This is a genomic window from Microcoleus sp. MOSTC5 (assembly GCF_036701825.1).
In the GTDB taxonomy this organism is placed as follows: Bacteria; Cyanobacteriota; Cyanobacteriia; order Cyanobacteriales; family Microcoleaceae; genus Microcoleus; species Microcoleus asticus.
In genome coordinates, this window is record NZ_JAUBRK010000001.1 from 1 (window position 1) to 23,795 (window position 23,795).

Below are 23,795 nucleotides of genomic sequence, written 5' to 3' on the forward strand. Positions count from 1 at the left end.
AAATTTTTAAAATATTGTCGAGTCGTTATCGGAATCGCCGTCGCCGTTATGGTCTGCGTTGTAATTTGTTGTCAGCACTTTACAATTATGAGTTAGCTTTCAGGTCTAAAATTCAAAACCTTTAATTATAACATAGATTTTTTTTGCAAGAGGTCTACTAATCGTCATTGATTTTTTCAGTTGATTTTCTGGCAATTAAGGGTTTCATTAATTGGGTTCAGAAAAATTTAACACTATTCCATCATCGTGCAACTCTTTAAATATCTCTGTTGTCTCTTTATCTGAAAACACAGGAGTTTGATAAAGCCTTTCTGTAACGTAGTAAGGATTGATGAGAAGTGCAAGCTCTAGATAAGCCGTTTCTGTACCAATATTACTTTTGTTTCCCAGAAGATGGCTTACTTCACAAAGAAAGAAAAGAATATAACTGCACATCTCTTTCAGATCAAAGTTTTTCCATAGCCATAATTGAGGCTCTTTTTCAACACCTGATGTAGGGTCATTTATCACCTCTTCCAAAATAAGCTCCTTTAATTTATTTCCCTTCTCAGCTTTCTTATTTATCGATTCAAACTGCTCTATACTAACTGACGGTTCTGGAACATTAATTAGATATCGCAATATCTTTTTACATTTTTGGCAAAACTCCACTTCTGTATCTTCAAAAAATTGCTCTAATTTTATTTGAATATTTTTAATGTCATCTGGTTTTAATGAGCCCCCGTCTTCCTTCTTTTGGTTAGCCTCAATTATGGTGAGAATTAGCTTAGCCATCAAGTCACCTGGACTAAGTATCAAAGCTTGTTGGAGAAAAGTTATCGCTCTAACGTAATGTCTTTTTTTGTCATCGCCTGATTGATTCTTGGTCAAATAAAAAGACAGGAAAGCGTGTTCGTAAAGATTTACCCTGCCACTTTTTAAGAATGGAACGGGAGAAGAAGACTGTTGCATAATCTCCATACTCGGAGCTATTACAGCTTCAACTTCCAAATCCCAGAATGAATTTTCGTAGTCTTTAGCCAATCTGTAAACTGTCGCTCGCATACCCCATGCCCAAGCGTATGTAGGCATGAGTTCAATCGCTCTGTTAAGGCATTTCAAAGCCTTTTCTACTTGTAGTTTTATAATTTCTATTCCTGATAATTTTTCTGTGCTTGATGGCGGAAATATCAACTCTTCAAGGAATTGGCTGATACCGTTAGTTATATTCAGGCGATAGGTTGCTCCCAAGTGAGCTAATGCCCAGGCATAGTTACTGTCTTCTGGTGGTTTAGAGTTAAGCGCTTTTTGGAAACAATCTATAGCTAAATCAACATATTTTTGCCTTTCCTTACTTTCCGTAATTGCTCGAAGACGATAGGTTTCACCTAGCTGTGCATGAGCCCAGAAATACCTATCGTTTTTGTGAATCGCTTGATTTAAATAATGTTCTGCTTTCCCATAATCCATTAAATGGTAATAGCTTGCTCCTAAGTGAGCATTAACCCAAGCATTGTCAGGATACATTTGGAGTTGTTCAAAAATCTCGATCGCCTTTTCGTAAGCCCCTGACAAGCGAAGAGTTTCTGCTTGTTGGGCCATCATCAGGTCTTCGATATCCATCTGCATAAAATCCTCCTGAAATGTTACTTGATGTTGAATTACTTGAAATTTGTTTTCTCAAACACTTAACTAGCGAGCAATGCCAGAGTTTTCGGGTCATCCCGCCAATCCAACCAAGCTGGATCGTGACCGACTAACTCAATGGCTTCATCATTGATAGGAATAGCTTCTCGCAGATATTGCCATGCTTGTTCGCAGTTCCCTGCCAAAATTGCTAAGCCGCAGAGTCGGTACAGAATATCTCCCCGATCGCCCGTTTCCCATTGAGCAAGCAATGCTGTCCGCGATCGCTCGATTTCGCTTGCTGCTTTGTCCACTCCTTGCCAACGCGCCTTAGATACGGCAATGCAGTACAAAGCTGTAGTGTCATCAGCAACCTGTTGCAACCTCTGTTCGCAACAGGCGATCGCCTCAGAATATTGGCCGTCATAGCAAAGAATCAACCCTTTCTCAATTTGCCAATTTTTCACAAATATGGTTTTGTCTAGGGCGATCACTCGATCGAAGTCAATCAAGGATTGCTTGTAGCACTTCATCAACTCATAAACGCGGCAGCGATAGGCAAGCGCCCAAACGTAATCCGGCTGACGCTCAATTGCTCGATCCAAGTCACCCAACGCCTTTGTGTAATAGGCTTCCCCCAGAAAGCGGTAGGTTACGCCTCGGTGCGCGATGGCCCAATTATAATCAGGGTTCAGTTCAATGGCGCGGTTGAAATCTGCGAATGCCTCCTGATAGCGTTTCATCAAATAATAGGTTTCGCCCCGGTGTGCGATCGCCCAAGCATTGTTAGGTTCCAACTCGATCGATCGGTTGAAATCGTCTAAAGCTGCTTCAAAATGTCCCGTCAGCCGATGGTTTTCACCACGATGAGCCAGAGCCTTAGCATCGTCAGGGTTTTGTTCTATATAAAGCGACATTACCACATTTTTTCTCCTCTAACACATACACTTTTTATCTGCTGGACAAAAAGTGTAGTTTTTACTACATTCTCTTGGCAAAATACCTTAAGTTTCCTTAACAAAAGACATACCCAACCGCGCCATCATTTCACTGTCTACAGGTGCAGGCGCTTGAGGCGGAACATAAAGTGTCGAAACTAGAGTAACACGAGTTTCAGCCAGTTTGGACAGAGGAATATGCTGGATAACTGGCTCGCAAACCGGGTAATAAACCGCTGCTTCGTAAACCATTACTTCGTGGTCAGAACCATAGTATGTTTCTAACACTTCAGCTAACACAGTTAGACCGCGCAGTTGACTCCCTTCTTGATAAAAACCCAGATTGCCGATCGTCGCAATCTGCCACAAAATTAAAGCACTGGTCGGGTCAAATTTACGCCCCCGAATCAGAAAATCTGTCGCTTCAAAACTTTGACATCCATTGCGTCCTGGGTCAAGACCCAAGTCAGCAAATAAGCAATCTTCCGCTGAAATTCCTGGTAACATTTGCGCCCTAAAACCTTCACGGCGCGCCTGTTTAATCGCTTCATGAGTGGGGTAAGCAAAGACACCGGGATGACCGTAAAAAACTGCACAGACATTCAACCCCTGACGAACTTCAGCCAAAATGCGATCGACCATCTCCCGGTATGTCTCTCTGCGCCGCTGATTGTTGGTATTGTATGGCAAGGCTTCTGCGGTGGGATTGAGTGTCTGTAGCCATTTAGCAGTAACAGGATCTGCTACGGCGAACAGAACTTTGTCAGCTTGCTCGATCCACGCCTTCGCTGCTAAGGTCAGATGACCAACTAATTGAATTCCCGTCCCGACAACAGTTAAAGATCCCGTTTTCAAATGTAACTTCCTCCAAGCGATCGCAAAATGTGTTTCAGTTATGGTAGTAACGCAAATTGCTAGTTATATAATTAAAGCTGCTAAGAGGTAAAAAGTCGATCGTCAAATTGGGATAGGCAAAACAAGCGATCGATATCGTCTCAAACTAACACTAAAAGTTTGGTTCTTGAGAGTAGCAAATACTGCTCGAAGTACATCTTGCAGCTAACCTGACTGCCAAATAACTCATCCCCATATTCTGCTATTTTATTGCCCAGTTGCAAACCCAAACCGACGTTGGCGCAGAACCACCGCAAGAATTTTTCCAAATCTTGAAAACTTTTTATATTTGCTAACTGAAAATGTATAAATATTTTTGCAAGATTACTTAAAAGATATGAGGTAAGGTCATCTAAAAATCCATCAACCTTCATCTGCTGATATCTGCCGTGAAAAATTCCCAACGAGGAGAAATTTGCTCTAAAGTTGCGAAACTCCGATCGGCCTCACTGACCTATTCCTCTCAAAAACAGCCCTCGGTTTCAAAGCAATTCTCAGCAACAGCCACAGCGATCGCCATTCTCCGGGAGTTTCCTGCCGCTTCCACTGGCCCGGGCGACAGTACAGCATTTCGATCAAACAGCGGTGCTGGCTAATATTCAGGCGATCGAACGCAATTCGCACAGTGGGAAATTCCGCAAAATTGCACTCTTTTCCATCCCGAAAACTCGACTCTAACTGAGATTTATCCCTCACCAGCTCAATCTTAGCCACAGGAATAAAACAGTTCTCTTCCATAATTTCCAGAGTCGCCGAATCGCAATCAATCAAACCTTTGGCCAAACGACGCTCAGTGCCGAACTCAACAACAGACGGCGCTAGCGATCTCCTTGCTTTGACTGCCGCACTGCAAGGGAGCGCGTTTATTTTACCCTGCAATAAACTTGTCTGAACGGAATATTTTGGTAAAATCTCTGCTGGCGTCAAACTCTCTTTACTACCCTTACCTTTCACCGCAAAGCTTGGCCACTGAGTCAGAGCAACTTCAGCGCCACTTTCCGAAATTACAGTGGTTATACCCCAAAAACTTTTACCGCCAATATTCAATTGTACAACCCTGCGTAAATTGAACCATTCGTAAATGTCCGGCTTAGGAATATCCACCAAAATTAGTAATGCAATCCCGATCATCAGCAGGTTGTAAGCGCTCCAAATCCATCCCAAACTCATTCCTTTTGACAAACAATGTGCACTTTCTAATATTGACTGTAAGCTGCACACATTTTTAACTAAATTAACGTTTAAATTGTGCCACAAACTGAAGGCTGTAGCTGCGAACAAGACAATCAAAGGCCATCCCAAATTCCAGTTAAAACTAAAGCGATCGCTCGCAATTCCTTTCGGCGTCACCTGAAACCCTTTCCCAAAGGGATTCAGCATGGAACTCACCACCGTCACCGCTAAAGGAATACACTGGACGAACGAATAAATATCGGAAAGCAAAGCCGATCCCGATCTGCGGTTCAGCCAAGAAAACACAGTAAGTTGTACCAAATAGTAAGGCAGGAAAAAGTACAGCAATTCCCGCGCACTTGCCCGCAAAGGAATTATGCCGAAAAACGAATAAGCTAAAGGTATCAACAGATATAAAACCCTGGTTAAACTGGTAAACCAGTGCAGCAATCCTTCCAAATGAGACAGCCTTTGTACGAATCTGAGACCGCGAATTGTTAAAGGGTTGGAATCAATAAAAAATGCCTGAAGCGTACCTCTAGCCCAGCGTAGCCTTTGATTTAGATGAGCCTCTATATTTTCAGCCGCCAAACCAGCACTCAATTTTTCATCTAAATAAACTAAGCGATATCCGGTTGCTGATAGCCGAATTCCGGTAAAATAATCTTCGCAGATTGAATCTGTGACCAAGCCTCCCGCTGCTTCCAAAGCACTCCGCCTAACTACAAAAGATGTACCGCAACAAACCACGCTGTCGGCGCTGTCTTTGATGATTTCTATTTGTCTGTAAAATATTTCTTCTTCCGGCGCGAGCACATTTTCTAAACCTAAATTGCGGGAGATGGGGTCGTGGTTGTAAAAGCTTTGCGGTGTTTGAACGAGGGCGATTTCTGGATTTTGAAAAAATCCCACTGTTCGAGTTAAAAAGTTTTTAGTGGGAATAAAATCTGCATCGAAAACTACAATTAGTTCTCCATTAGTTAGGGCTGTGGCATGATTGATGTTTCCAGCTTTAGCGTGAATATTATCGGGTCTGGTTATATACTCGCATCCCAGTTCTTTTGCCAGCAATTTGATTTCAGGGCGCTTGGTATCGTCGAGCAAATATACTTTTTTGTTGGCGTAATCTAAAGCTTGACAGCCGATTACAGTGCGCCGTAAAATAAACGCCGGTTCGTTGTAAGTTGGGATAAAAATATCTACTGCCGGGGCGAAGTTTCCAGCTTCAACTGCAACTGCCATGCGATCGGCTTCTCGACGCCGGTCTTTCATTCTCAGCATTAAATACAGTTGAATACTGGTGTTAAAAACCATTACCATTTCTAGGAAAAACAGCCCCAAACTAAAGATACCGTTGAGGGGATCGGTTAAATTTAGAGTAGCGAGCGATCGCCACAAAACGTAGCGAATGGTTAAAGCTAGAACTATTGCAACTACCACAGCGCGCGACCATTTCTGCGGTTGAGGCGAAATTTTAATTGCAGCTAAAGCGGCCGAGACCAGCACAAAAGTCGGCACTAACAAATACATCTTGCTCGTAGCAGGCACTTGCAGCAACACAGGCGGGTTTTGCTGCCAAGTGTTGATTGTGGCAAAAATACCGCTGACTGTACCTTCATTGGCAAACCAGGCTGCGGCGATCGCACCTGCGAAAGCAAGAGCTCCCAACACGACTAGCGTTGCCGCCGGCACCCGCGAAATTCGCCAAAAGCGGGGTTTCAAGTCTTGAAGGTCAAATCTTGAATTTGTCATAAAATATATTTAAAATTCCCGATTGTACCTGCAACAGTCAGGGTTTCCTGCTGTCCACTTTTTAATCCTGTTAAAAATTCCGAGACACCCCAGTGATTATATTTACATTTTTTAACATTGCGATCCTTGTATGATAGTTGATTTTGCTTGCTAGTGGCAAACCGATCGGCGGGTTCAATCCGGGCAAAGTATAACAGATATTGAAGGAAGTTCGGCAACGGATTCGCTTTCTTCGGAGGTAACGGATGTCAGGAAGAAGTCCGAGAGAAAAAGCAAGAAGGCTTTAAAAAAGCGCTCTAGGATACAAGTCAGAAGCAATCGAACGCGCTGTGGCTATAACAGCAACATATCCTTGATATTATGTGCGATCGAACAACCGCAATAAAATTCGTTTGTAGTGAGGACAGAGAATCCTCATAAAACTACTAGGAGTGTCAACGTGTATACAAATCAAATAGGATTGCTATCAAAGTATAGCAATCCATATAGTTTAACAATTAGACTAATTTGACATCTAACTAAAGGTAGATAAATTTTATATTAATTTAAAAAATTACCGCGCTCCCAGCACAAAAACCCAGTCATCAAACAATTAATCAGAAACTGCTAATTCCGAGATTGCATAGCGGGCGACAGCCAAACTAACTCTCGCCTGTTCTATTTCCGACAATTGGGCCCAAGGTCTTTTAGTCGCCACGACCAATTCCACCCCTTCCGAATCAACATCTCGCATGGCATAAGCCAAAGGACGCGCCAACACCTGCAAATCTTCCTCATCCCACTGAGGCAAAATATCTAACACGCACTCTACCATTTGGTCAGCTAAAGATTGATACTTAACAGTTGCGTTTTGTACGCTTTGAGCGATGCTGGCCAGAAAAGCTTGAGGAACGCGAGTAAATTTTTCGCGCAAAGACTTTTGGAGAGCAGTCGTCAGCCAAACTTGTTCTAATTGCGAAAATAAAACTTGCGACTTCAGGGCAATATCGCTGTCGCTGAAGGAATCAGACAGCGCAAATTCCTGCTCTACGGCACTCAAATAAGATTCTGATTCAAGCTGTGCAGGATTCCAGGGATAAGCAACATCAGCCTGAACTATTGTGGCGAGAAGTTCCATCTGGGCTTGAGTTTGTGAGTCGCGAAAATATTCAGAATCAGGAGATTGGGTAGCCATGATGTAATACCTCAGGGGGAAAAGGAAAATTATAGAAGGGGGACTGTGCCAAGAGCTAGTTGCGAGCTATCAGTGGTAAGTAACTCTTTTAAATTCAGACTGGAGATTCAACGCCCAGAACTTTGCTGTGCCGCTCGCCCCTCGCCTTCATTAGCTACACCCGCATCTTAATTCGTTCCGCAATCAGTCTCACTGTAGCCCGAAGTTTTTGGAACCTCAATAGTGAACTCAAAAATCTGACCTTGAGAACTGCCAAATTTTAGCTGAGTGCCGCTGCGCAGCAGCAATTCTTGGTGGTGAACTCTCTGCCATCCCTCAGGCCCCAAAACAAGAGTCCCGTAGCGAGAAAAATCCCGCAGGAAGTAGCTAGGTTCTTCCCGGCTATCTCCGATACTGTTTCTGCAGAAAATCTCGGCGTGTTTTTGAGAAACCCACTGTTCTCGAATCACTACGTCGTTTTCTTCCCAGCGTCCGACTCGAACCATACCCGCGCGAATCGGCCAAACCTGATTGGTCGATTCGGTGGATTTGGCATTTGGTCGATCGCGCCCCCGCAAATAAGCACAAGACGGCAACCGTCCCAGCCAAGTAGAAGAATTTAAAGGCAATTCAGTTTTTAGGTCATCAACCAGCTCAGTTAGCTGACCGTCAAACTCAGGGTGCATATACAGCACAGGCAGCGTCCAAGCCGGTTGATTGAACTTGTAGAGTGTCAGTAACTGCTGTCTGGCGACGGCCACTGCCCGATCGACCGACATCCGCCCGGCCAAAGCTTGGGCAAAAGTTTGGATAAAACTCAGGGCTTCGCGATCGGCGATCGAGTCCCGCATCCCCAACACCGCAGGCACCCCGTGATGGATCAGTACCTCAGCCAAACTGCTGCGGGCGATCGCCTGTTGCTGGCCGTTAGTTGAGTGCAGCATCTCCACCGCCGGCTGAGCTCCCCAGCAGGCATTAAACACCGCCAGAGTCACGCGGCACCGAACTAAAACCTGAGCCAGTTCAGTACCGTTAATCGCCGTTTCCGGCCCCAAAAACAGCAAGCCGCCATCGGGGCCCGGTATCCCGTGGCCGGCGTAAAACAGAATATTGTAAGCTTGCGTTTCCAGCCGAGAAATGAGTTCCGCCGGAGTAGGTTCGATCAGAGTATCGACACGAGTCGGAACGCTGATATCAGAATATTTGCCGCTGTCGTCGGTTTGAAAAGCACTTTCCAGAACACCAGCTAGGGCGAGTGCTTCTTCTCCCAACTGCAAATGACCGTTATTGCTGGAAAATTGAGAATTAGCACCGCGGCTGGGTTCTGCTTGTCCCAAAACTAGCAAAATGTTGAGCGACTCCGCAGGCTGCAGGGGTGGCAAAGGTTCAACATTGCTGGTAGTGCGGCTGAACAGCAGTTGCTGCGACAGAGAAATTGCCGGTTGACCGGCTTGAGGCTGCATAATTTCCCAAGGCAAAGCAATTAAATACGGTTCGCGCAAATCTACGCGCACTCGCAGGGGTAGATTTTGCCCGATCGCGATACCTTTACTTTCCTGGAGACTACCTTGAATCGGCCCTTCAAACAGCCACTGCCAAAGATTAATCCCCAAATGCTGCATCAGGCGACTGCTGTAGCTGGCCGGTGGCGGCGGCGGATTCTGCTCCCCCCTGTCGCCCCACCCCGCTTGACCGAGGTGGAGCGGCACAGAGGGCGCCGGTGGAGGTAGCTGTAGGGAGTGAGGGGTTCGTTGTTCAGTTTGTGCCAGTATATTCTGGCTGTTTTCCGGCGAGAATATACTGGCATCTGGATTTAGGGGCAATTCGTGAATTGTCCCGGAGGGCGAAAACATTTCCTGCCAAGCTTTCCATGATTGGGATAGGGTATCGGGCCACATACAGTCGTGGTGAACGTACCCGCTGGGATAAGGAGCTTGTAGAACCCAAGTGGCAAAATGGTTTGCCCCAGCGGTTCTCAGGCGAGCGATCGCTATACTGAGGCAAGGACTTTCAGGGCGCGCCATTCACAACTACCGACTCTGCATATAGGGTTGGATTGAGTTTCTCTATTAGTAGTTTATCGGGTTTGGGGTGTGATGGAGTGCGCGAGATTGCTTTGGGAGTTATTACTTTTACTTAGTGCCCAAAAATTTATCTAAATTCGGTACATCTACCCAAGTTCCCGTAGCATTCGACTCCTGGGTCAAATCCATCAACAACTGCGAGTAAACCCCTTCTCTGAGAGACGGTATCAACGATTTACCCGCATCTATTGCTTCTACCCACCTATCTACTACTCGAATAAACGGTGCAATTCTCCCGTCTGGATAAACTTGAGGAAACTCCAATCTTTGAGGAATTTTGATTTCAGCTAAAGGTTCTCCACCTTGGGAACCCCACAACCGAAATCCGTGGACGTAATCTTGCTGGTTGTCGCTTCCCAACACCAACGTACCCTTACTCCCGTATATTTCCACCCAGTGTCCCCGCCCTTGATAAGTAACAGAACTCAAACAAACCTGACAAGGCGTTCCCCCGGCTACTTCCAACATCAACGTGCAAGAATCATCTGCATCAACTAATTTTAAATTTCCCGAATCATTCGGATCGGGCCGCGCCGAAATGCCTGTAATCAAGTGCCCAGAAAGCTTCTGCGGCGGGCCGAACAGCCAGCTAATATAATCAAAAACGTGAGAACCCGTCGCGCCCAAAACTCCGCCGCCACGCTCTTTTTGCGCGTACCAATTCCAGGGGCGAGTCGCATCAGCACGGCTCGACACCAGCCAATCAACCTTAATTAAACGCTTTTCTCCCACATACCCTGCTGCCAATAGTTCTGCTAGCATTTGCCATGCGGGGATAAATCGAAACTCAAAGTCCATTGTGGCAATTGCTCTGGCACCACCCTTGTTTAAATCAGTTTGAGATTCGCTGTTTGCCAATCGGTAAAGTTCCCTGGCTTCATTGGCTGTCAGGGCTGTGGGTTTTTCTAATAATAAATGCTTGCCTGCTTCTAAGAAGGTTTTTGCCATTTCATAATGCAAAAATGGCGGCGTGGAAATGCTGGCACCCGCTACTTCTGGGATGGCTACTATATCGGCGATCGAGTCGCAAGCGTAGGGGATATTGTGGCTAGAGGCGATCGCCTTTGCTTTGTCTAAATTCCGGTGGTAAACAGCCACAACCTCTGTCCGGTGATGTGCCTGGAATCCGGGAAGGTGTACTTTTTGACCGAAACCTGTACCGACTACTGCAACGCCAATTTTTGACATGATTTAATAATTGGGAATTGGGAATTGGGAATTGGGAATTGGGAATTGGGAATTGGGAATTGGTAGCCAATAACATATAACTAACGACTGCAACATCTGCCTGAAGGTCGATAATTAATCCGTGTATTCGTGTCCTCATCTTTGTCGTACTTGGCTTCTTCCCTCATCCTTCTTCCTTCTTCCTTCTTCCTTCTTCCTTCTCCACCCATTCAATTACTTGTTTGCCCAAACTAACGCCGTCAAACAAGTCAATTTCTCTGATCCCTGTAGGGCTGGTGACATTAACTTCTGTGAGATAACCGCCAATGATATCAATCCCGACAAAGTACAGTCCGTCCCGTTGCAGCACGGGTTCTAACTGAGTGCAAATTTGCAGTTCGCGATCGGTAATTTCTGTTTTTGCGACTCGGCCGCCGACGGCCATGTTGCCGCGAAATTCATTGCCAGTGGGAATACGATTGATAGCACCGATGGGCTTGCCATCCAACAGTATAATCCGCTTGTCTCCCTCTTTTGCTTCCGGCAGATAAGTCTGAACCATCACTGGAATTTGCCCTTGTTGAGTGCTAATTTCGACCAGGGAGTTGAGATTGCGATCGCCCGCTTCCAAAAACAAAATCCCCTCGCCAGCTTTGCCGCCCAAGGGCTTAAGAACTGCCGCTCCTTTTTTTTCAACAAATTGCCGAATTACCTGCTTGTTTTGAGAAACAATTGTCTCGGGGATCGCTCCCTCAAATTGCAAAGCATACATTTTTTCATTCGCCGCCCGCAATCCTTTGGGACTGTTAACTACCAAAGTTTTAGCAGGATCGATGCCGTCTAGAAGGTAAGTAGCGTAGAGGTAAGGAATGTTGACTGGGGGGTCTGTCCGCATAAATACTGCGTCCATTGCTTCGAGAGGCTGCAAAGTAGGCTGTTCCACCTCGTACCAAGCCTCAGCAGCCTCCCAGCGTCCATCTACGACTTTTACAGGGGTGAGTGCTACCCGACTGAGCATTGCCCAGGTTTTGCCGCCGATGACGCTTAGTTCATTGGCTTGAGTCGCCCAGACTTCGTGACCCAACTCTTGAGCTGCCTCCATCAGCGCTACGCTGGTATCGTGTCCTGGAATTAGTCGCGCGAGGGGATCGATGATGAATGCAAATTTCATTGTCAATTAAAATTAAGAATTGGTCGCAGGAAAATTTGGGCTGACTGAAAATTCGACAGGGAATGCCTTATTTTGCTGCTAGCAGCGGGTCTAGCTGGCCTAGAGCATCAAGTTTGTGCATTTCGTCGCACCCACCTATGTGTTGGTCGTTAATGAATATTTGTGGCAGGGTGCGGCCTCCGTTGGCTCGATCGCTCATTTGATCTCGTGCTGCTTCATCTCCGTCGATCGCGTACTCTGTAAAATCCACCCCTTTTCGCTTCAGCAGTGCTTTTGCACGAATGCAAAACGGGCAGGTTCTCCAAGTGTAAATTTCTATTTTAGGGGTCATCGGACGAGCAAATAATAACTATATTTTTTAATTGTAATCTTAACCAATCTTATTTTAATTTTTAAATAGTTGCAGCAAGCAAGCTGTAAAGTTATTATTTATACAATTTCTTTAATTTTAGCCTAAAAATAAAAAAAACACCCACGCTTGAAAAAACGGAGAGAGTTTGAAAACAAGCAGCAGGTTGGGCCTGCCTACCGTTGCTGACCAACCTGCTTGTTTCGTCTTCTGCCGGAACAGATGATTCCTGCGCCTGTCACCATGAGTCCTACCACCATACCGGGTTCAGGGATAGTAGCTCTTGGCGGCTTGGACGTGGAGGTGGTGTATATGTTTCCCAAGTCCCCCGCGGCGGGCGCCGTTAGTGGTGGTTCGGTTTCGGGTACTTCCTGTACCGGGTCTGCTGGTGGTGATTCAACTACCTGCTCTTGCGGTACCGGGTCTGGTATGACTGCTGGTGGTGATGATTCAACTACCTGCTCTTGCTGTACCGGCTCCGGTATGACTGCTGGTGATGGTGATTCAACTACCTGCTCTTGCTGCACCGGGTCTCGCAGGGATGCTGCTGATGATGAGGTTGTTGCTGATTGCTCGCTGCTTGCCTCGGCTTTGGCGCACTCACTTGAAAAGTTTCCGGGCCCGCACACATCTACTGCTGAAGCCGGAGGGGCAGCAGCTAGATAGTAAAACGCTGTTGCCATTGTGGCAGAGAGTCCAAGTCCTAGTTTTGCCAGTGGCGTAAACATAACTATTTAGTTAAACAGTGGTAAAATCTGAAAATAGAAATAGTCCTAGAGATTAGCGCTGCACGACGGGCAAGGATTTTACAGTTCTTACAATAAATGGATGTTTTCTTTCGCGAGCGCCTGTAAAAGATAGTATAGCGCTTGAGGTGACCGCCCAAACACTTTAAGAATATTATTCTCTTTCACCTTGACCTCGCGTACCGTGGTTTGCACCAGGAAGTGGTTTGCACAGAGTGAAGCAACATCTTTTTGCAACCTCTCAACCAACAGCCGTTACAGCCATTAACAAAGAGTGTTTTTACCTTGACCGCCTCCTGAAATTAATTATTTAACCGAGCGCAAACGAGAGCTGCTGTATTGTACTTTGCAATGCACAATCTGGCTACTCTTCTATAATCTCACGGTTCGACGATATCTGTCCTCAGTATATGTACGTGTATTCCTGACTGTCAACCAGTTAAAAGGAATATTTAAGTATTTACCGAGGGTAGAGGGCGTATTGAATGAGCTGAGCTAGTCGATCGCGGAGACTTTCCATCCCGAGACCTTTGGCGGCAGAAATAAATACGGCTTGAGGAAACTCTTCTCGGGCGAGGGCGAGAGTATCTCCATCTACAGCATCGATTTTGTTAAAAACTACAAGGGCTGGCCCGGGAGTTACGGGCATATCTGTCAAAATATTCATGACCGATCGAATTTGGCTCTGCCACGCGGGATGCGAAAGATCTACCAGGTGCAGCAAAGCATCGGCGTCAGTGACTTCTTCGAGGGTAGCTCGAAAAGCGTCGATCAAGGCGGGGGGCAGTTCCCGAATAAAGCCCACTGTATCTGTGAGGACGATCGACAGCGGTTCCCGAGTGACAGTGCCAGGAATGGTCAACCGTCGCGTTGTGGGGTCGAGAGTGGCAAATAACTGGTCGGCGGCATAAACCTCGGAATTGGTGAGCAGGTTGAGCAGAGTCGATTTACCGGCGTTGGTGTAGCCGACGATCGCCACTGAGGGTACTTCGTGGTGGTGCCGGTTCTGCCGCAGCCGGAAGCGGTGGGCCAGCAGTTGATTTACTTCTTGCTGCAATCGAGAAATGCGTTTGGCGATCGTCCGCCGTTCGGTTTCTAGTTTGGTTTCCCCGGGGCCTCTGGTACCGATGCCGCCGCCCTGTCTCGACATTGCCTGACCGCGACCTCTGAGCCGGGGCAGGGCGTACTCTAGCTGAGCGAGTTCGACTTGCAATTTACCCTCGCTCGATCGAGCTCTTTGGGCAAAGATGTCGAGAATTACCTCTGTTCGATCGACTACGCGAATACCTATCTGAGTTTCCAAGTTCCGTATTTGTGCGGGGGCCAGGTCGCGATCGAATACCACGAGGTTAGCGCTAATCGTCTGAGCGGTGAGGGAAATTTCCTGAACTTTGCCTTCGCCGACGACTGTCTGCGGATGGGGGCGCGATCTTTTTTGGCGCACTGTTTGCAGCACCTGACCCCCGGCGCTTTCAACCAGCCGCGTGATTTCTGCGAGTCCGTCCTCAAAATCCAACTGAGTCATGTGCTGAGTCATTACACCTACCAACAGCACTTTGTCTTGGTCTGCATCGACCTGCTTAGCGACAAACTCTGCTTCAAACTCTGCTTCTAGTCCTTCCACCAAATCCAGAAAGTCTTGGTCGGCGAGTTCGTCCAAATTTAGCGGTTCTGATATTTTCCAGGGAAAGTTTTGAGTTTTGATTGGTGACTTTTGAATTGAAGGCTCTTCTATTTCATCAGTTGAATCTGGTTCTAACTGAGCGCTCAAAACAGAGAACTCAAAATTTGGCTGGTCTCCCTGGGGTATCAAGTGAGCGAGATAAGTTTCTTGGATGTACCCAGTCGCACCGCCGCCGCGGCGCTGAAATCCTCCGCCGGTCAGTGTCAGCCAAACTAGAGCGTCGAGGCGCTGAATTGCCATTGCGGTGAGGGCTGCTTCGCTTGGGGTTTCAGGCTTCAGGTGGGTGGCGATGCAGCGAATGCCGCTGAGGCGACCTCCCCCGTAGCGGGGCAATTCTAAGGGTGCAATCTGCGTTTGGCGGGGTGTACCGACGCCGACGCGAATTACTTGTCCGCGGCGGTTGATGTAGGTGCAGATTGGTTTGTCTATTTCCGTGCTGATGGCGGCGACGCGCTGGGCGAATTCTGCAGTGGTGATGCGATCGCCCGGTAGTCGCTGGTGGTAAAGCTTTTCTAGTTGCTTGAGCTGGCTGGACTTTAAACCTTGAAGATTGCCGTAGATGGTTTCGATAACTGTTTCTCCCGATCGATCTGTTTATCTCCTATTTTAATTAACTCAGAGGCGATCGTGTTCGGGTTTTAAGTTGAAATTTACTAAATTTTCTTGCCCCTAGCAGGGCGCGGATTCAGTATTGTCGAGTCACCAGCACCGTTGTTTGTCGCTACGGGGCGATCGGGCATTTCACTGCTGCCTTCTAAACTTGCGGTTGTATTCAGTATCTACAGATACAGGAGCTCGCTGAAAAAATTCTCGCAACAAAAGTTAACACTTTTTTTCTTGTTTCAAAATCCTCCTTTAGACTTGTGTGTAGCTTGAGCCTACAGGCAGATAGCCAAGCAGAAATTAGGTCGCTACCATGAGAAGCGAAACATTGTTAAGGAATGTAAAAACATGGAAACTCGTCCTACTAACTTGCCTCCTACGGCTAATGCTTACAACGGCAAAGATCGGAATGCCTTTCTGTTTGGCTTCAACCCGCAAGCAGAACTTTGGAACGGTCGCTTAGCGATGATCGGTTTCTTAGCTTATTTGCTTTGGGACGCCGCTGGATATAGCGTTCTGCGCGACATACTTCACTTTCTGCCTACCTACATTGCTCACTAATGAGTAGCTGTATTTCCTGTCTGGCAGCGTGAGTAAATGCCGCCATTGCCAGACAGGCTAAAAGTTACAAATGGCAGCGAGTATGGTTTGGTCCCTTTGTATCTTTCGTTACTTTTGAATGGCATTAAAAGACTTCTTGATGTGATTCGATGATTACGGGTGGGGGCGCTGTCGCTGGCGCGGTGAATATTAACACCAACAAATATTTATTGCGTAAAGGCGATCGCCCCTTCTGTATTTTTGGTAAGAAATCTCATCAAGCATTTCTGATAGTTTATGAAAAATAGGAGCATCAACGATGATTAACTCAAATTTACTGGCAGTAGTAGAATCCGCTCTGACTGACACAGCATCAGGAACTTGGCAAAAGCCTCTGGTGATGTTTGTCTGCAATATCTTAGCATTGCTAGTTCTCAGCCGCAGAATTTGGTATCCCCACGTCGGGCCGAAAATGCCTTTGCCCTTTCCCTCTCTGTTTAACAATGTTAGCGTACCGGCATTTTTGGCTTGCATGAGCGCCGGTCATTTGCTGGGAGTATTCGCGATTTTGGCGCTGAGTATCGACAAGGCTATCTAGTAGCAATTGCGCGGCTGTTTTGGCGATTTCTTGCTGCAATTAATTGGTTAAACGGCTGACAAAAAATGGCAGGGGTAAGTGAAAAGCACTCACCCCTAATTTTAATTTTATCTAGGGACTGACGCAGAAATCGGTTTTTGTACCATGCACTTACAACTAACGAGGCTTAAATAAATTTCAAGCCCAAACTAGCTTGCTCGACAGCAAATACCTCACCGCTGGCTTATAGCGCACCCACAAATCTATAAGATATAGCTGTTGTTAAAGCTTCTAAGACCTCCGTAAAAGTAGTTAAAAACTGTGATCCCTTAGCAAGGACGCAATTCACCCTTCAACTGATACCAAATTACCAAACGGTAGACCCAAACTACTAATATTTAATGCCATAAAGACGGCTCATTCCTCAGACTAGATACTAGGCATAATCCTAACCATTTCTGAGAATCACGATAGAACAATTCTACTCAATTACCTTGGAAGTAGGTTGTTGGTCAAAAGTGATGACTTTTCTACTACAAATAAATCAGCTTTTGAGATAGCGGGAGTACCAAATCAGCAACGCCTTATTCTGAAATCAACACAAAATACATGAGTATTCATCAGGTCAATTTTGGCAGTAGTTTGTATGCAGCAAACTGCTCAAATGTTGTTGGAGTGATGCTCTCAGGGGTTCGTGCTGTGGCATAAATTCCGTCAGGGTTGCTCAGGGCACGCAGCAGGTCTCCTAACTCTTGTTGTACCTTTGGTGTCGCCCCCGCTAGTGCAAGCTGGTGCTGTATCGATTCGATCGTGATCTGGACATAGTTGATTGGGTAATCGAGCATCCGTGAAAGAAGAGCCGTTATTTCCACGGGCGTTAAATTTTGGGGTCCCATGAGATTACGAGTCCATTGACCAGCCCATGTCTCATCCAGTAAATACTTTGCTGCTTCATCGCCGATATCGTCTGTGCTAATCCAGGGAATATCGTGGTCACTGGCATAAGCAAAAGAGACGGTGCGATGTTGTCGAATGAATTCAATTTGATCCAGCAAAAAATTCTCCATGAAATAGCCAGGACGCAGATGCAAGACGTTAGCTGCAGTCTGGTTAAAAATCGATTCCACATCTCCACCAAATGAGACTGTACCCAGATTTGGTTCTGCACCTGCACCGATGCTGGAAATATTGACGACTCGCTGGATGCCGTTTTCACGCACGGCGTTTGCGCCAGCCATTGCCGTCTGCTTGTACCAGTTTCGTAAGCTGGGTGCAAACAGGTTAGGGGGTGTTAGCCAAAACAACGCATCCACATTTTGTGTTGCCTCAATCAATCCTTCGGTATCATCACTACTGATGGGCTTTACAGTGGCACCTTGAGCTACTAAATCAGCTAACTTTTCTGGATGTCTTGCTAGCAGAATAGCTTCGCCTCCAGCCTGGATAACTTTTTCGGCGGTGCGTCGTCCAATGTTGCCAGATGCGGCTGCAATTACAATTTTCATCTCTTCGCTCTCCTTCTCTTAATCTCTGTGTTGCATTACTCGGCATTGAATGATTGGCGCAAAGTTTGTGTGCCGCCCCATGCCTCAAGGGCAGGAATAGGATTCCAGTATTCGCGGTAGTGGATAATCTTGCCTTCCTGGGTTTCTAGGCGCATCACATAATCTTGCTGATAGTGCCTGCCTGTGGCGACAATCAAGGCTTCTCCATGCACTTCTGCAAATAGAACATTCGGATTTGACGTTTGATATTCGCGAATATTCGTAAATATCAAATTTTGCATCTGGGCTGGCACATCTTTCATGTAGTTGTAGATTGCAGCTTTGCCTTCCAATCGTTCTGGTGAACCGACTGCAGACGCATAGGGAAATTCAACGATCGCATCTTCGGCAAACAGGTCTACCCAGGCAGGGATATCCTTGCAAATCAGTGCGAGATGAGCCGCAAAAACCTCAGAAATTGCTTTAGGTTGCAGTTGTTCCATGCCTTTTTCCTCGCGATTAATAATTACTGTTCTAATATTATGCTGTCTCAGAAATGATCGCCCTTGCATTTTCACTCACTTCTCTTTCCCTCGATCGTATTCAAAAGTTTATCAAACTCTGTCATTGAGCGCGCTAATTCCTCATCTACAAGTCGGGTGGCAATCTCATTGAAAGAAATTTATGTTTGCGGTCAACTTACTAAAATCTGTTCACCCTCTTGAAAATTGTCAATCAAACTGGTGGAAAATAGTGATACCTCTCTGTACATTTCGATAGTCAATGGAGATAGCACGATCGCCGTTCCGGGGAATGCCATAAATTGAATATAGCGCCATGCGGCTTGAGGATGAAGATTGGTGCAATCCCACAGGAGTAGGAGTGGATTAGCCTTGTGGGCATTGCGGGTTTGAATATGATGCTGACATGAATGCGGCTCTTAATATTGCTGCTTTGGGGGTGTCTGTAAGCCATCCCCAAAGTCCGGGGATGAGTTGTCAACTACAGGGACAATTGTCTCTCTTTCCGATCGCTCAAATCAGAGGCTAAAGCTCCGTGCCTTTAGGTCGGAGTAAGCTTATTTTAGGGAATGGGATATAGCCATTTGCGAAATAATTGTGTTAAGCGCGGCATGACCAAATAGGTGAGCAGGATAACAGTCAGACCAGAGATCATCAGAGATGTGAGCAAGGCAGGAAGACCTGATAGTAGCGGTACCAGCAAACGATTGAGAATAGAAATGGTAAAAAACACTCCCAACCATGTAACTAACGCCATTTTGTAGCGAGGGGGTGGAGCCTTCATCGATTGATTGGGCAGCGTAAACCAGGTTTCCAATCCGGTCAGAGTTTGAATATCTTCTGGGTTTTCAATCAAAGGCTGCAATCGCTCAATCCACTCTCGCCGAACATCAGATTCGAGCCAGGCCTTGAGATTGTCGTAGCAATCGAACTTGAGTATGACCACGTACTCAGGATGAGCGTGATGCTGGGGTCGAATAGTGCTCACACCCAGATGTCCCTTGAATTTTCGTGCATCTGCGGCGATGCCATGAAACCATGCTTCGTAACCTTGCTCGCGCCCCGGTTTCACGACATGAGAGATCACAGCGGTGACTAGATAGTTTTCTTCACTGGTATTGCTCGCCAACGGTTCTTCAAACATAAAATTTAGAGAATTAACTGAGAGAAAAGTTTTATTCAGAAAAACGACCCTAGAGACACCAAATTGCTCGGCAATTTTCGGCAGCACGTCTTGAAACAGAAGGGAGATTAACGAATGCGATCGCGCAGTTTTGGCATGAGAGGAAATGACTAGCCAGATGCAGCAGCTTGTAAGGCAGTTTGGGCATGGGCGATAGCCTGCGTTTGAGCCTCCTCTCCACCCATGAGATTATCAGCATGGATGACTTCAATATCAGTGATGCCCATAAACCAAAAAATGAGCCGCAGATAGGGTTCTTGGAACTCGTAGGCAGAGTAAGGCGTATCTTTTAATTAGGCTGAAATGGTGAAATAGTTCGGCCCAGACAAAGACTTGCAATCATTGACAAGAGCTATTAAAAACACCCTCTAAGTGACTTACACCCAAGTAGTTGCCACCGCTACGTTCCACGTAAAATTGATAACCTAACGATGACAATATTAACTCAGTTAAACACGAGGTAAATAAAGTAGGCGCTTTCTCACTTCTTATTGGGAGATCCAGTATTTGCCGTTGCTGCATAGCTGGTCATCAGGTTTTTGTAGTCAGGAATAAACCCTGCTAACAGACTACCCAGTCCTTCAATATCGTTGCGCCAGTCACGGTGCAATTCACACACAACGCTAAACCAATTGACCAACTGAACTCCAGCACGAGACATTCGATCCCAAGCTGCATAGCGACAGGCTTCATCGAAGGTTCCAGAGGCATCGGTGACAACAAAAACCTCATAACCTGCCTCTAATGCCGAAAGCGCACAAAAAGTAACACATACATCAGTGACAATTCCGGCAATAATCAATTGCTTCTTGCCTGTTGCTTCTACTGCTTTAACAAAGTCCTCGTTGTCCCAAGCGTTGATTTGTCCGGGACGCGGAATAAAGGGAGCATCTGGAAACTTCTCCTTCAGTTCAGGGATGATGACTCCATTGGGGCCTTGCTCAAAGCTAGTTGTCAAAATTGTAGGCAGGTTGAAAAATTTGGCTGCACTTGCCAGCGCCAGCACATTATTTTTGAAGTCGGCTGCACCAATATCACGCACAAGTGAGAACAGTCCAGTTTGATGATCGACCAGCAGAACAGCAGCATTATTCTTGTCTAGACGGTTGTATTTGAATGTAGACATGAGGTATTTCTCCTATTGGGGTTATGGGTGAATGAGGTATTGCAGAATGGAGTCAAGAATCAGAAAGCCTTGAGTTGTAACAATTAAATGTGCTTCCTTATTAAAAGCGAAACGTCTATTTCCTCTAAATGGCTTATGGCGTAACCTGTTGCGGCATGAACTCAGTTTGCAAAATATTACCAAATTTTACCACTCAAGATCCGCAAGTTAAGGGCTGAGTTAGGACTATGTTGTAGCGGGGCAAGACAGGCTCTTGTTTCATATAATTGAGTTTGCATCCCTTCAGGTGTATACTCTATCTGGAACTCTGTATGGCTATCGCCGAGCAGATTTACGAACTCGTCACATCTTTTCCTCAAGACCAAGCCAGAGAGATTCTCACTTTTGCTGCATCTATTCGAGCTAAATATCTAAATGGCAATCAACCCAGCAGTAAAGTCGCTCCACTGCCTTGGGCAGAACTGGTTTATTCCTTAGCTGCAAGTTGGGGAGGGCTTTCCTACCTTGGAGGACATTCGTGCTAATTCGGGGCAAGACATCCTACAATAGAGGCTTTAGATGTAAGTTTTGGATACCCCCATCTTGTTGGGCTGCTTGAATTATCGGTGAGGATAGTAGTAGTTCGCAGTTTGTGTGTTGGTATTAGGTGCTACGTTTCCTCAATAGCATTTGTTAAGTGCTACTTTGAGGTTGTTAATATCTCTTAATGCTGATGAAGATTAACCTTGAAACTTTTGACCTCACACAGCTCCCAAGAGTAGAAGACGATCGTTTTGAATTCAAATCAAGTAGCACTCCACCCAAGGAACTCAAGAAGAAACTAAGCTGTGCAGTATCAGGCTTTGCCAATGCTGGAGGTGGATGTTTCGTTGTTGGTGTTGATGATCGTAATGGCAATGCTGACAATGGCTACTCCTTAAAGATTGAGGGACAAGATTTACGTGACTGGGTTGATCAGATTGTCAATCAAGTGGTACCAGTTCCTAAATACGACATCAAACTAATATCAGACCCGATGGGACGGGGTGTTATTCAGCCAGATTCAGCCGTTTTGCTCGTTGCCATTCATGAAAGTTATGCTGGACCACACATGGCTCCAGATCAACGCTATTACATTCGAGCAGGTGCTCATACAGTTCCAGCCAAACATTTCATTATTGATGCAATTTGGGCTAAAAGATATTTCTTTAAACCGCGATTGACGCATTTATTTAGGCGCAAACCAGAGCAAGAGCAAACTATCCAACTTGGAATTATTGCACTTACAGACGGTCCAGCAGTTAATGTTAAGATTAACATTTCACCTCTGCCCCAGATGATACAGTTGGGCAGTCTGTTTCCTATCCATATCCCCGTTATCGATCGCATTAATCCATTCTTTTTTGATGTATCAATTTATTACCCAAATAAAGAGCTTTGGGAGAAAGACCTGTATCTTGAAGTAGAGTATTACGATCTAGCCGGAAACTCTTATGTTTATAAAACCAAAATTGAAGTTTCTGGGTCTGTTTCAGCAATTACCAGTGCAAAGGATCACCCTGCAAAAATGGTAAAAGCACTTGAATCAATCAACGAAGTTCTTTTGAAACTCACTATTCCCCGCGAAAATGCAGCTAAACCCAGCTTTGTGTTATCTAAACCAAGCTTTGTGTTATCTAAACCATCGGAAAGTATCTTTACAGATATCGAGAATCTGATTCCTGAACTTTTAGCAGAGATGAAAAAAGATTTACGGGAGTATCCAGTTGCCCGTGAGTTCATTATTACGCCCAAAGGTGCAGTTGACAACGAAGACGAAAACAACTTCATTCTTCAGTATTTTTTTGAAGATCATGATTGGCTGAGGAGTAAACTAAGAATTTTAGAAAATCATGCACTAATTTATGAAATCACTTACAACAATACACTTCGTTTCGTGATTTCTGAGGAATTGGCTACTTACTTAACGAACTGTTAACCGGAGTGGTCTATTCATTTCCTCCCCTTGCCAGCAGCCCAATACTGCGTTGGTACGGACGGAATCAAGGTTTTTGGTGAGGGTTCGAGGCTACTTGCCTCCGCACAACTTCACGGATCTACTTCTTCAAAGGTCAATGACAAGTTGCTCAAAATTTTGCCAATGTCTCCCCCCAAGGAATGGACTTGCACTCGCGAAGCGCTGCTGCCAAGCGCCGATCCCAGATTGGTATTGATGATTATGCTAATGCCCCTAACGCTTTCAATGTCGCTTTTTGAGCGTTCGTCAATCCCGCCCGGCCTTGAATATTCATGCCTTCATACAGCCGATCGCCCATCAACGTCCGGTTACAGCGCCCAGTTGCGGCATCCCACACTTTAATGGTGCGAATGATAGGTTAGGTCTTTTGGGCAATGATATAAACATGATTTTGAGGATACTGGTCGTATTCCAGATGGCGGCAGGTGCAATGATGCTCAACCAGAATTTGCAGGAAAGTATCTACACCCAAAGTGCTGTAATCAAAGTCTTGACCTTGAAATGCTCCCGAAACTTCGCTGCTTGTATGTCCGCCGCCACAAGTGAACAGGATCACTCCATTGGGTTCAAGCGCATCGCATAGCTTTTGTATCACAGGCGCTTGCTTGTTGATTGGCAGATGAAACGTGCTGTCCCACGCTGCAATCAGGCTGTAAAGTTTCGGCGGCAGCCAATCACAAATGTCTTCCCGGTAAAACGTGATTTCTGGATGTAGCCGCTTGGCTAAATCGATCATTTCGCTAGAAATATCAAGTCCCTCAGGCTGAAATCCATGCTTGGATAAACTGTTAATAAAACGTCCGCTGCTTCCACACCCGACATCAAGTGCTGCGTGCTGGTTAAAAGTAAATTTTATCGCCCGTTCTAATTGGGCAATCCCGTAGGTTGAATCTTGATGCTCAGTTTGCCACCATTGGGCAATTCGGTCGTAGCGGGCCGATGTATCATTTGGCTCCATAGAGTGACCTCATAAGTGTCGAGCGAGATTTTCAGGACAATTAAAATCTTTCTCCACGCTACGCACAGACTACACCAAGGCCCTTAACGCT

At 45.9% G+C, this 23,795-nt stretch carries 22 protein-coding genes and 2 pseudogenes; 6 read left to right on the forward strand and 18 right to left on the reverse strand.

Annotated features, from left to right (window positions below; translation table 11 throughout):
* Positions 1-125, forward strand: a pseudogene (locus QUA54_RS00005) (IS5/IS1182 family transposase); the annotation flags it as partial.
* A gap of 82 nt (positions 126-207) precedes the next feature.
* Here QUA54_RS00005 and QUA54_RS00010 read toward each other — a convergent pair.
* The 12 genes from QUA54_RS00010 to hflX all read right to left on the reverse strand — a co-directional run bounded on the left by QUA54_RS00010 (position 208) and on the right by hflX (position 15,133).
* Positions 208-1,608 carry a tetratricopeptide repeat protein gene (locus QUA54_RS00010; RefSeq protein WP_333412290.1) on the reverse strand — a complete coding sequence of 467 codons (1,401 nt, stop codon included), beginning with the start codon at positions 1,606-1,608 and terminating at the stop codon, positions 208-210.
* 59 nt (positions 1,609-1,667) lie between these two features.
* Positions 1,668-2,522, reverse strand: a complete 855-nt coding sequence (locus tag QUA54_RS00015) for a tetratricopeptide repeat protein (RefSeq protein ID WP_333412579.1) — start codon at positions 2,520-2,522, stop codon at positions 1,668-1,670.
* An 87-nt stretch (positions 2,523-2,609) separates the two neighbouring features.
* Positions 2,610-3,398, reverse strand: a complete 789-nt coding sequence (locus tag QUA54_RS00020) for an SAM-dependent methyltransferase (protein ID WP_333412292.1) — start codon at positions 3,396-3,398, stop codon at positions 2,610-2,612.
* Between the two features lie 140 nt (positions 3,399-3,538).
* Positions 3,539-3,811: an AAA-like domain-containing protein gene (locus QUA54_RS00025; protein WP_333412294.1), complete on the reverse strand. Its 273-nt coding sequence runs from the start codon at positions 3,809-3,811 to the stop codon at positions 3,539-3,541.
* Between the two features lie 46 nt (positions 3,812-3,857).
* A complete protein-coding gene (locus tag QUA54_RS00030) occupies positions 3,858-6,362 on the reverse strand; it encodes a glycosyltransferase family 2 protein (protein WP_333412296.1) in 2,505 nt (834 codons plus the stop codon).
* 592 nt (positions 6,363-6,954) lie between these two features.
* Positions 6,955-7,536, reverse strand: coding sequence for a hypothetical protein (locus QUA54_RS00035; RefSeq protein ID WP_333412298.1), 582 nt, complete (start codon positions 7,534-7,536; stop codon positions 6,955-6,957).
* Positions 7,537-7,703: 167 nt separating this feature from the next.
* A complete protein-coding gene (locus tag QUA54_RS00040; RefSeq protein ID WP_333412300.1) occupies positions 7,704-9,539 on the reverse strand; it encodes a CHAT domain-containing protein in 1,836 nt (611 codons plus the stop codon).
* A gap of 108 nt (positions 9,540-9,647) precedes the next feature.
* A complete protein-coding gene (locus QUA54_RS00045; protein WP_333412302.1) occupies positions 9,648-10,787 on the reverse strand; it encodes a Gfo/Idh/MocA family oxidoreductase in 1,140 nt (379 codons plus the stop codon).
* A 163-nt stretch (positions 10,788-10,950) separates the two neighbouring features.
* Positions 10,951-11,937 carry a glutathione synthase gene (gene gshB, locus QUA54_RS00050; RefSeq protein ID WP_333412304.1) on the reverse strand — a complete coding sequence of 329 codons (987 nt, stop codon included), beginning with the start codon at positions 11,935-11,937 and terminating at the stop codon, positions 10,951-10,953.
* 67 nt (positions 11,938-12,004) lie between these two features.
* Positions 12,005-12,268: a glutaredoxin 3 gene (grxC, locus tag QUA54_RS00055; RefSeq protein WP_333412306.1), complete on the reverse strand. Its 264-nt coding sequence runs from the start codon at positions 12,266-12,268 to the stop codon at positions 12,005-12,007.
* Positions 12,269-12,462: 194 nt separating this feature from the next.
* On the reverse strand, positions 12,463-13,014 hold the full coding sequence (locus QUA54_RS00060; protein WP_333412308.1) for a hypothetical protein: 552 nt from the start codon (positions 13,012-13,014) through the stop codon (positions 12,463-12,465).
* 478 nt (positions 13,015-13,492) lie between these two features.
* Positions 13,493-15,133 carry a GTPase HflX gene (gene hflX, locus QUA54_RS00065; RefSeq protein ID WP_333412582.1) on the reverse strand — a complete coding sequence of 547 codons (1,641 nt, stop codon included), beginning with the start codon at positions 15,131-15,133 and terminating at the stop codon, positions 13,493-13,495.
* Positions 15,134-15,667: 534 nt separating this feature from the next.
* Here hflX and QUA54_RS00070 point away from each other — a divergent pair.
* The gene (locus QUA54_RS00070; RefSeq protein ID WP_006634547.1) at positions 15,668-15,880 is read left to right on the forward strand and encodes a chlorophyll a/b-binding protein; all 213 of its coding nucleotides are present in this window, start codon (positions 15,668-15,670) and stop codon (positions 15,878-15,880) included.
* Between the two features lie 298 nt (positions 15,881-16,178).
* The gene (locus QUA54_RS00075; protein WP_172184248.1) at positions 16,179-16,457 is read left to right on the forward strand and encodes a photosystem I reaction center subunit PsaK; all 279 of its coding nucleotides are present in this window, start codon (positions 16,179-16,181) and stop codon (positions 16,455-16,457) included.
* Between the two features lie 599 nt (positions 16,458-17,056).
* On the opposite strand, the gene QUA54_RS00080 is transcribed toward QUA54_RS00075, so the two are convergent.
* The 5 genes and pseudogenes from QUA54_RS00080 to ycaC form a co-directional block, all read right to left on the reverse strand.
* Complete coding sequence (locus tag QUA54_RS00080) at positions 17,057-17,941, reverse strand: NAD(P)H-binding protein (protein WP_333412310.1); 885 nt, start codon at positions 17,939-17,941, stop codon at positions 17,057-17,059.
* Positions 17,942-17,976: 35 nt separating this feature from the next.
* Complete coding sequence (locus QUA54_RS00085) at positions 17,977-18,492, reverse strand: nuclear transport factor 2 family protein (RefSeq protein WP_333412312.1); 516 nt, start codon at positions 18,490-18,492, stop codon at positions 17,977-17,979.
* 511 nt (positions 18,493-19,003) lie between these two features.
* Positions 19,004-19,585 (reverse strand): antibiotic biosynthesis monooxygenase, encoded by a 582-nt coding sequence (locus tag QUA54_RS00090; protein WP_333412314.1) that lies wholly within the window; start codon positions 19,583-19,585, stop codon positions 19,004-19,006.
* Between the two features lie 149 nt (positions 19,586-19,734).
* A pseudogene (locus QUA54_RS34360) lies at positions 19,735-19,896 on the reverse strand (NAD(P)H-dependent oxidoreductase); the annotation flags it as partial.
* 209 nt (positions 19,897-20,105) lie between these two features.
* Positions 20,106-20,750 carry an isochorismate family cysteine hydrolase YcaC gene (ycaC, locus tag QUA54_RS00095; protein WP_333412316.1) on the reverse strand — a complete coding sequence of 215 codons (645 nt, stop codon included), beginning with the start codon at positions 20,748-20,750 and terminating at the stop codon, positions 20,106-20,108.
* 311 nt (positions 20,751-21,061) lie between these two features.
* On the opposite strand from ycaC, the gene QUA54_RS00100 reads away from it, so the two are divergent.
* The 3 genes from QUA54_RS00100 (at position 21,062) to QUA54_RS00110 (ending at position 23,088) form a co-directional block, all read left to right on the forward strand.
* Positions 21,062-21,274: a DUF2281 domain-containing protein gene (locus QUA54_RS00100; RefSeq protein ID WP_333412318.1), complete on the forward strand. Its 213-nt coding sequence runs from the start codon at positions 21,062-21,064 to the stop codon at positions 21,272-21,274.
* Between the two features lie 188 nt (positions 21,275-21,462).
* Positions 21,463-22,707, forward strand: a complete 1,245-nt coding sequence (locus QUA54_RS00105; protein WP_333412319.1) for an ATP-binding protein — start codon at positions 21,463-21,465, stop codon at positions 22,705-22,707.
* A 27-nt stretch (positions 22,708-22,734) separates the two neighbouring features.
* Positions 22,735-23,088 (forward strand): hypothetical protein, encoded by a 354-nt coding sequence (locus QUA54_RS00110; RefSeq protein ID WP_333412321.1) that lies wholly within the window; start codon positions 22,735-22,737, stop codon positions 23,086-23,088.
* Between the two features lie 16 nt (positions 23,089-23,104).
* On the opposite strand, the gene QUA54_RS00115 is transcribed toward QUA54_RS00110, so the two are convergent.
* Complete coding sequence (locus QUA54_RS00115) at positions 23,105-23,704, reverse strand: class I SAM-dependent methyltransferase (RefSeq protein WP_333412323.1); 600 nt, start codon at positions 23,702-23,704, stop codon at positions 23,105-23,107.
* Positions 23,705-23,795 lie beyond the last annotated feature (91 nt).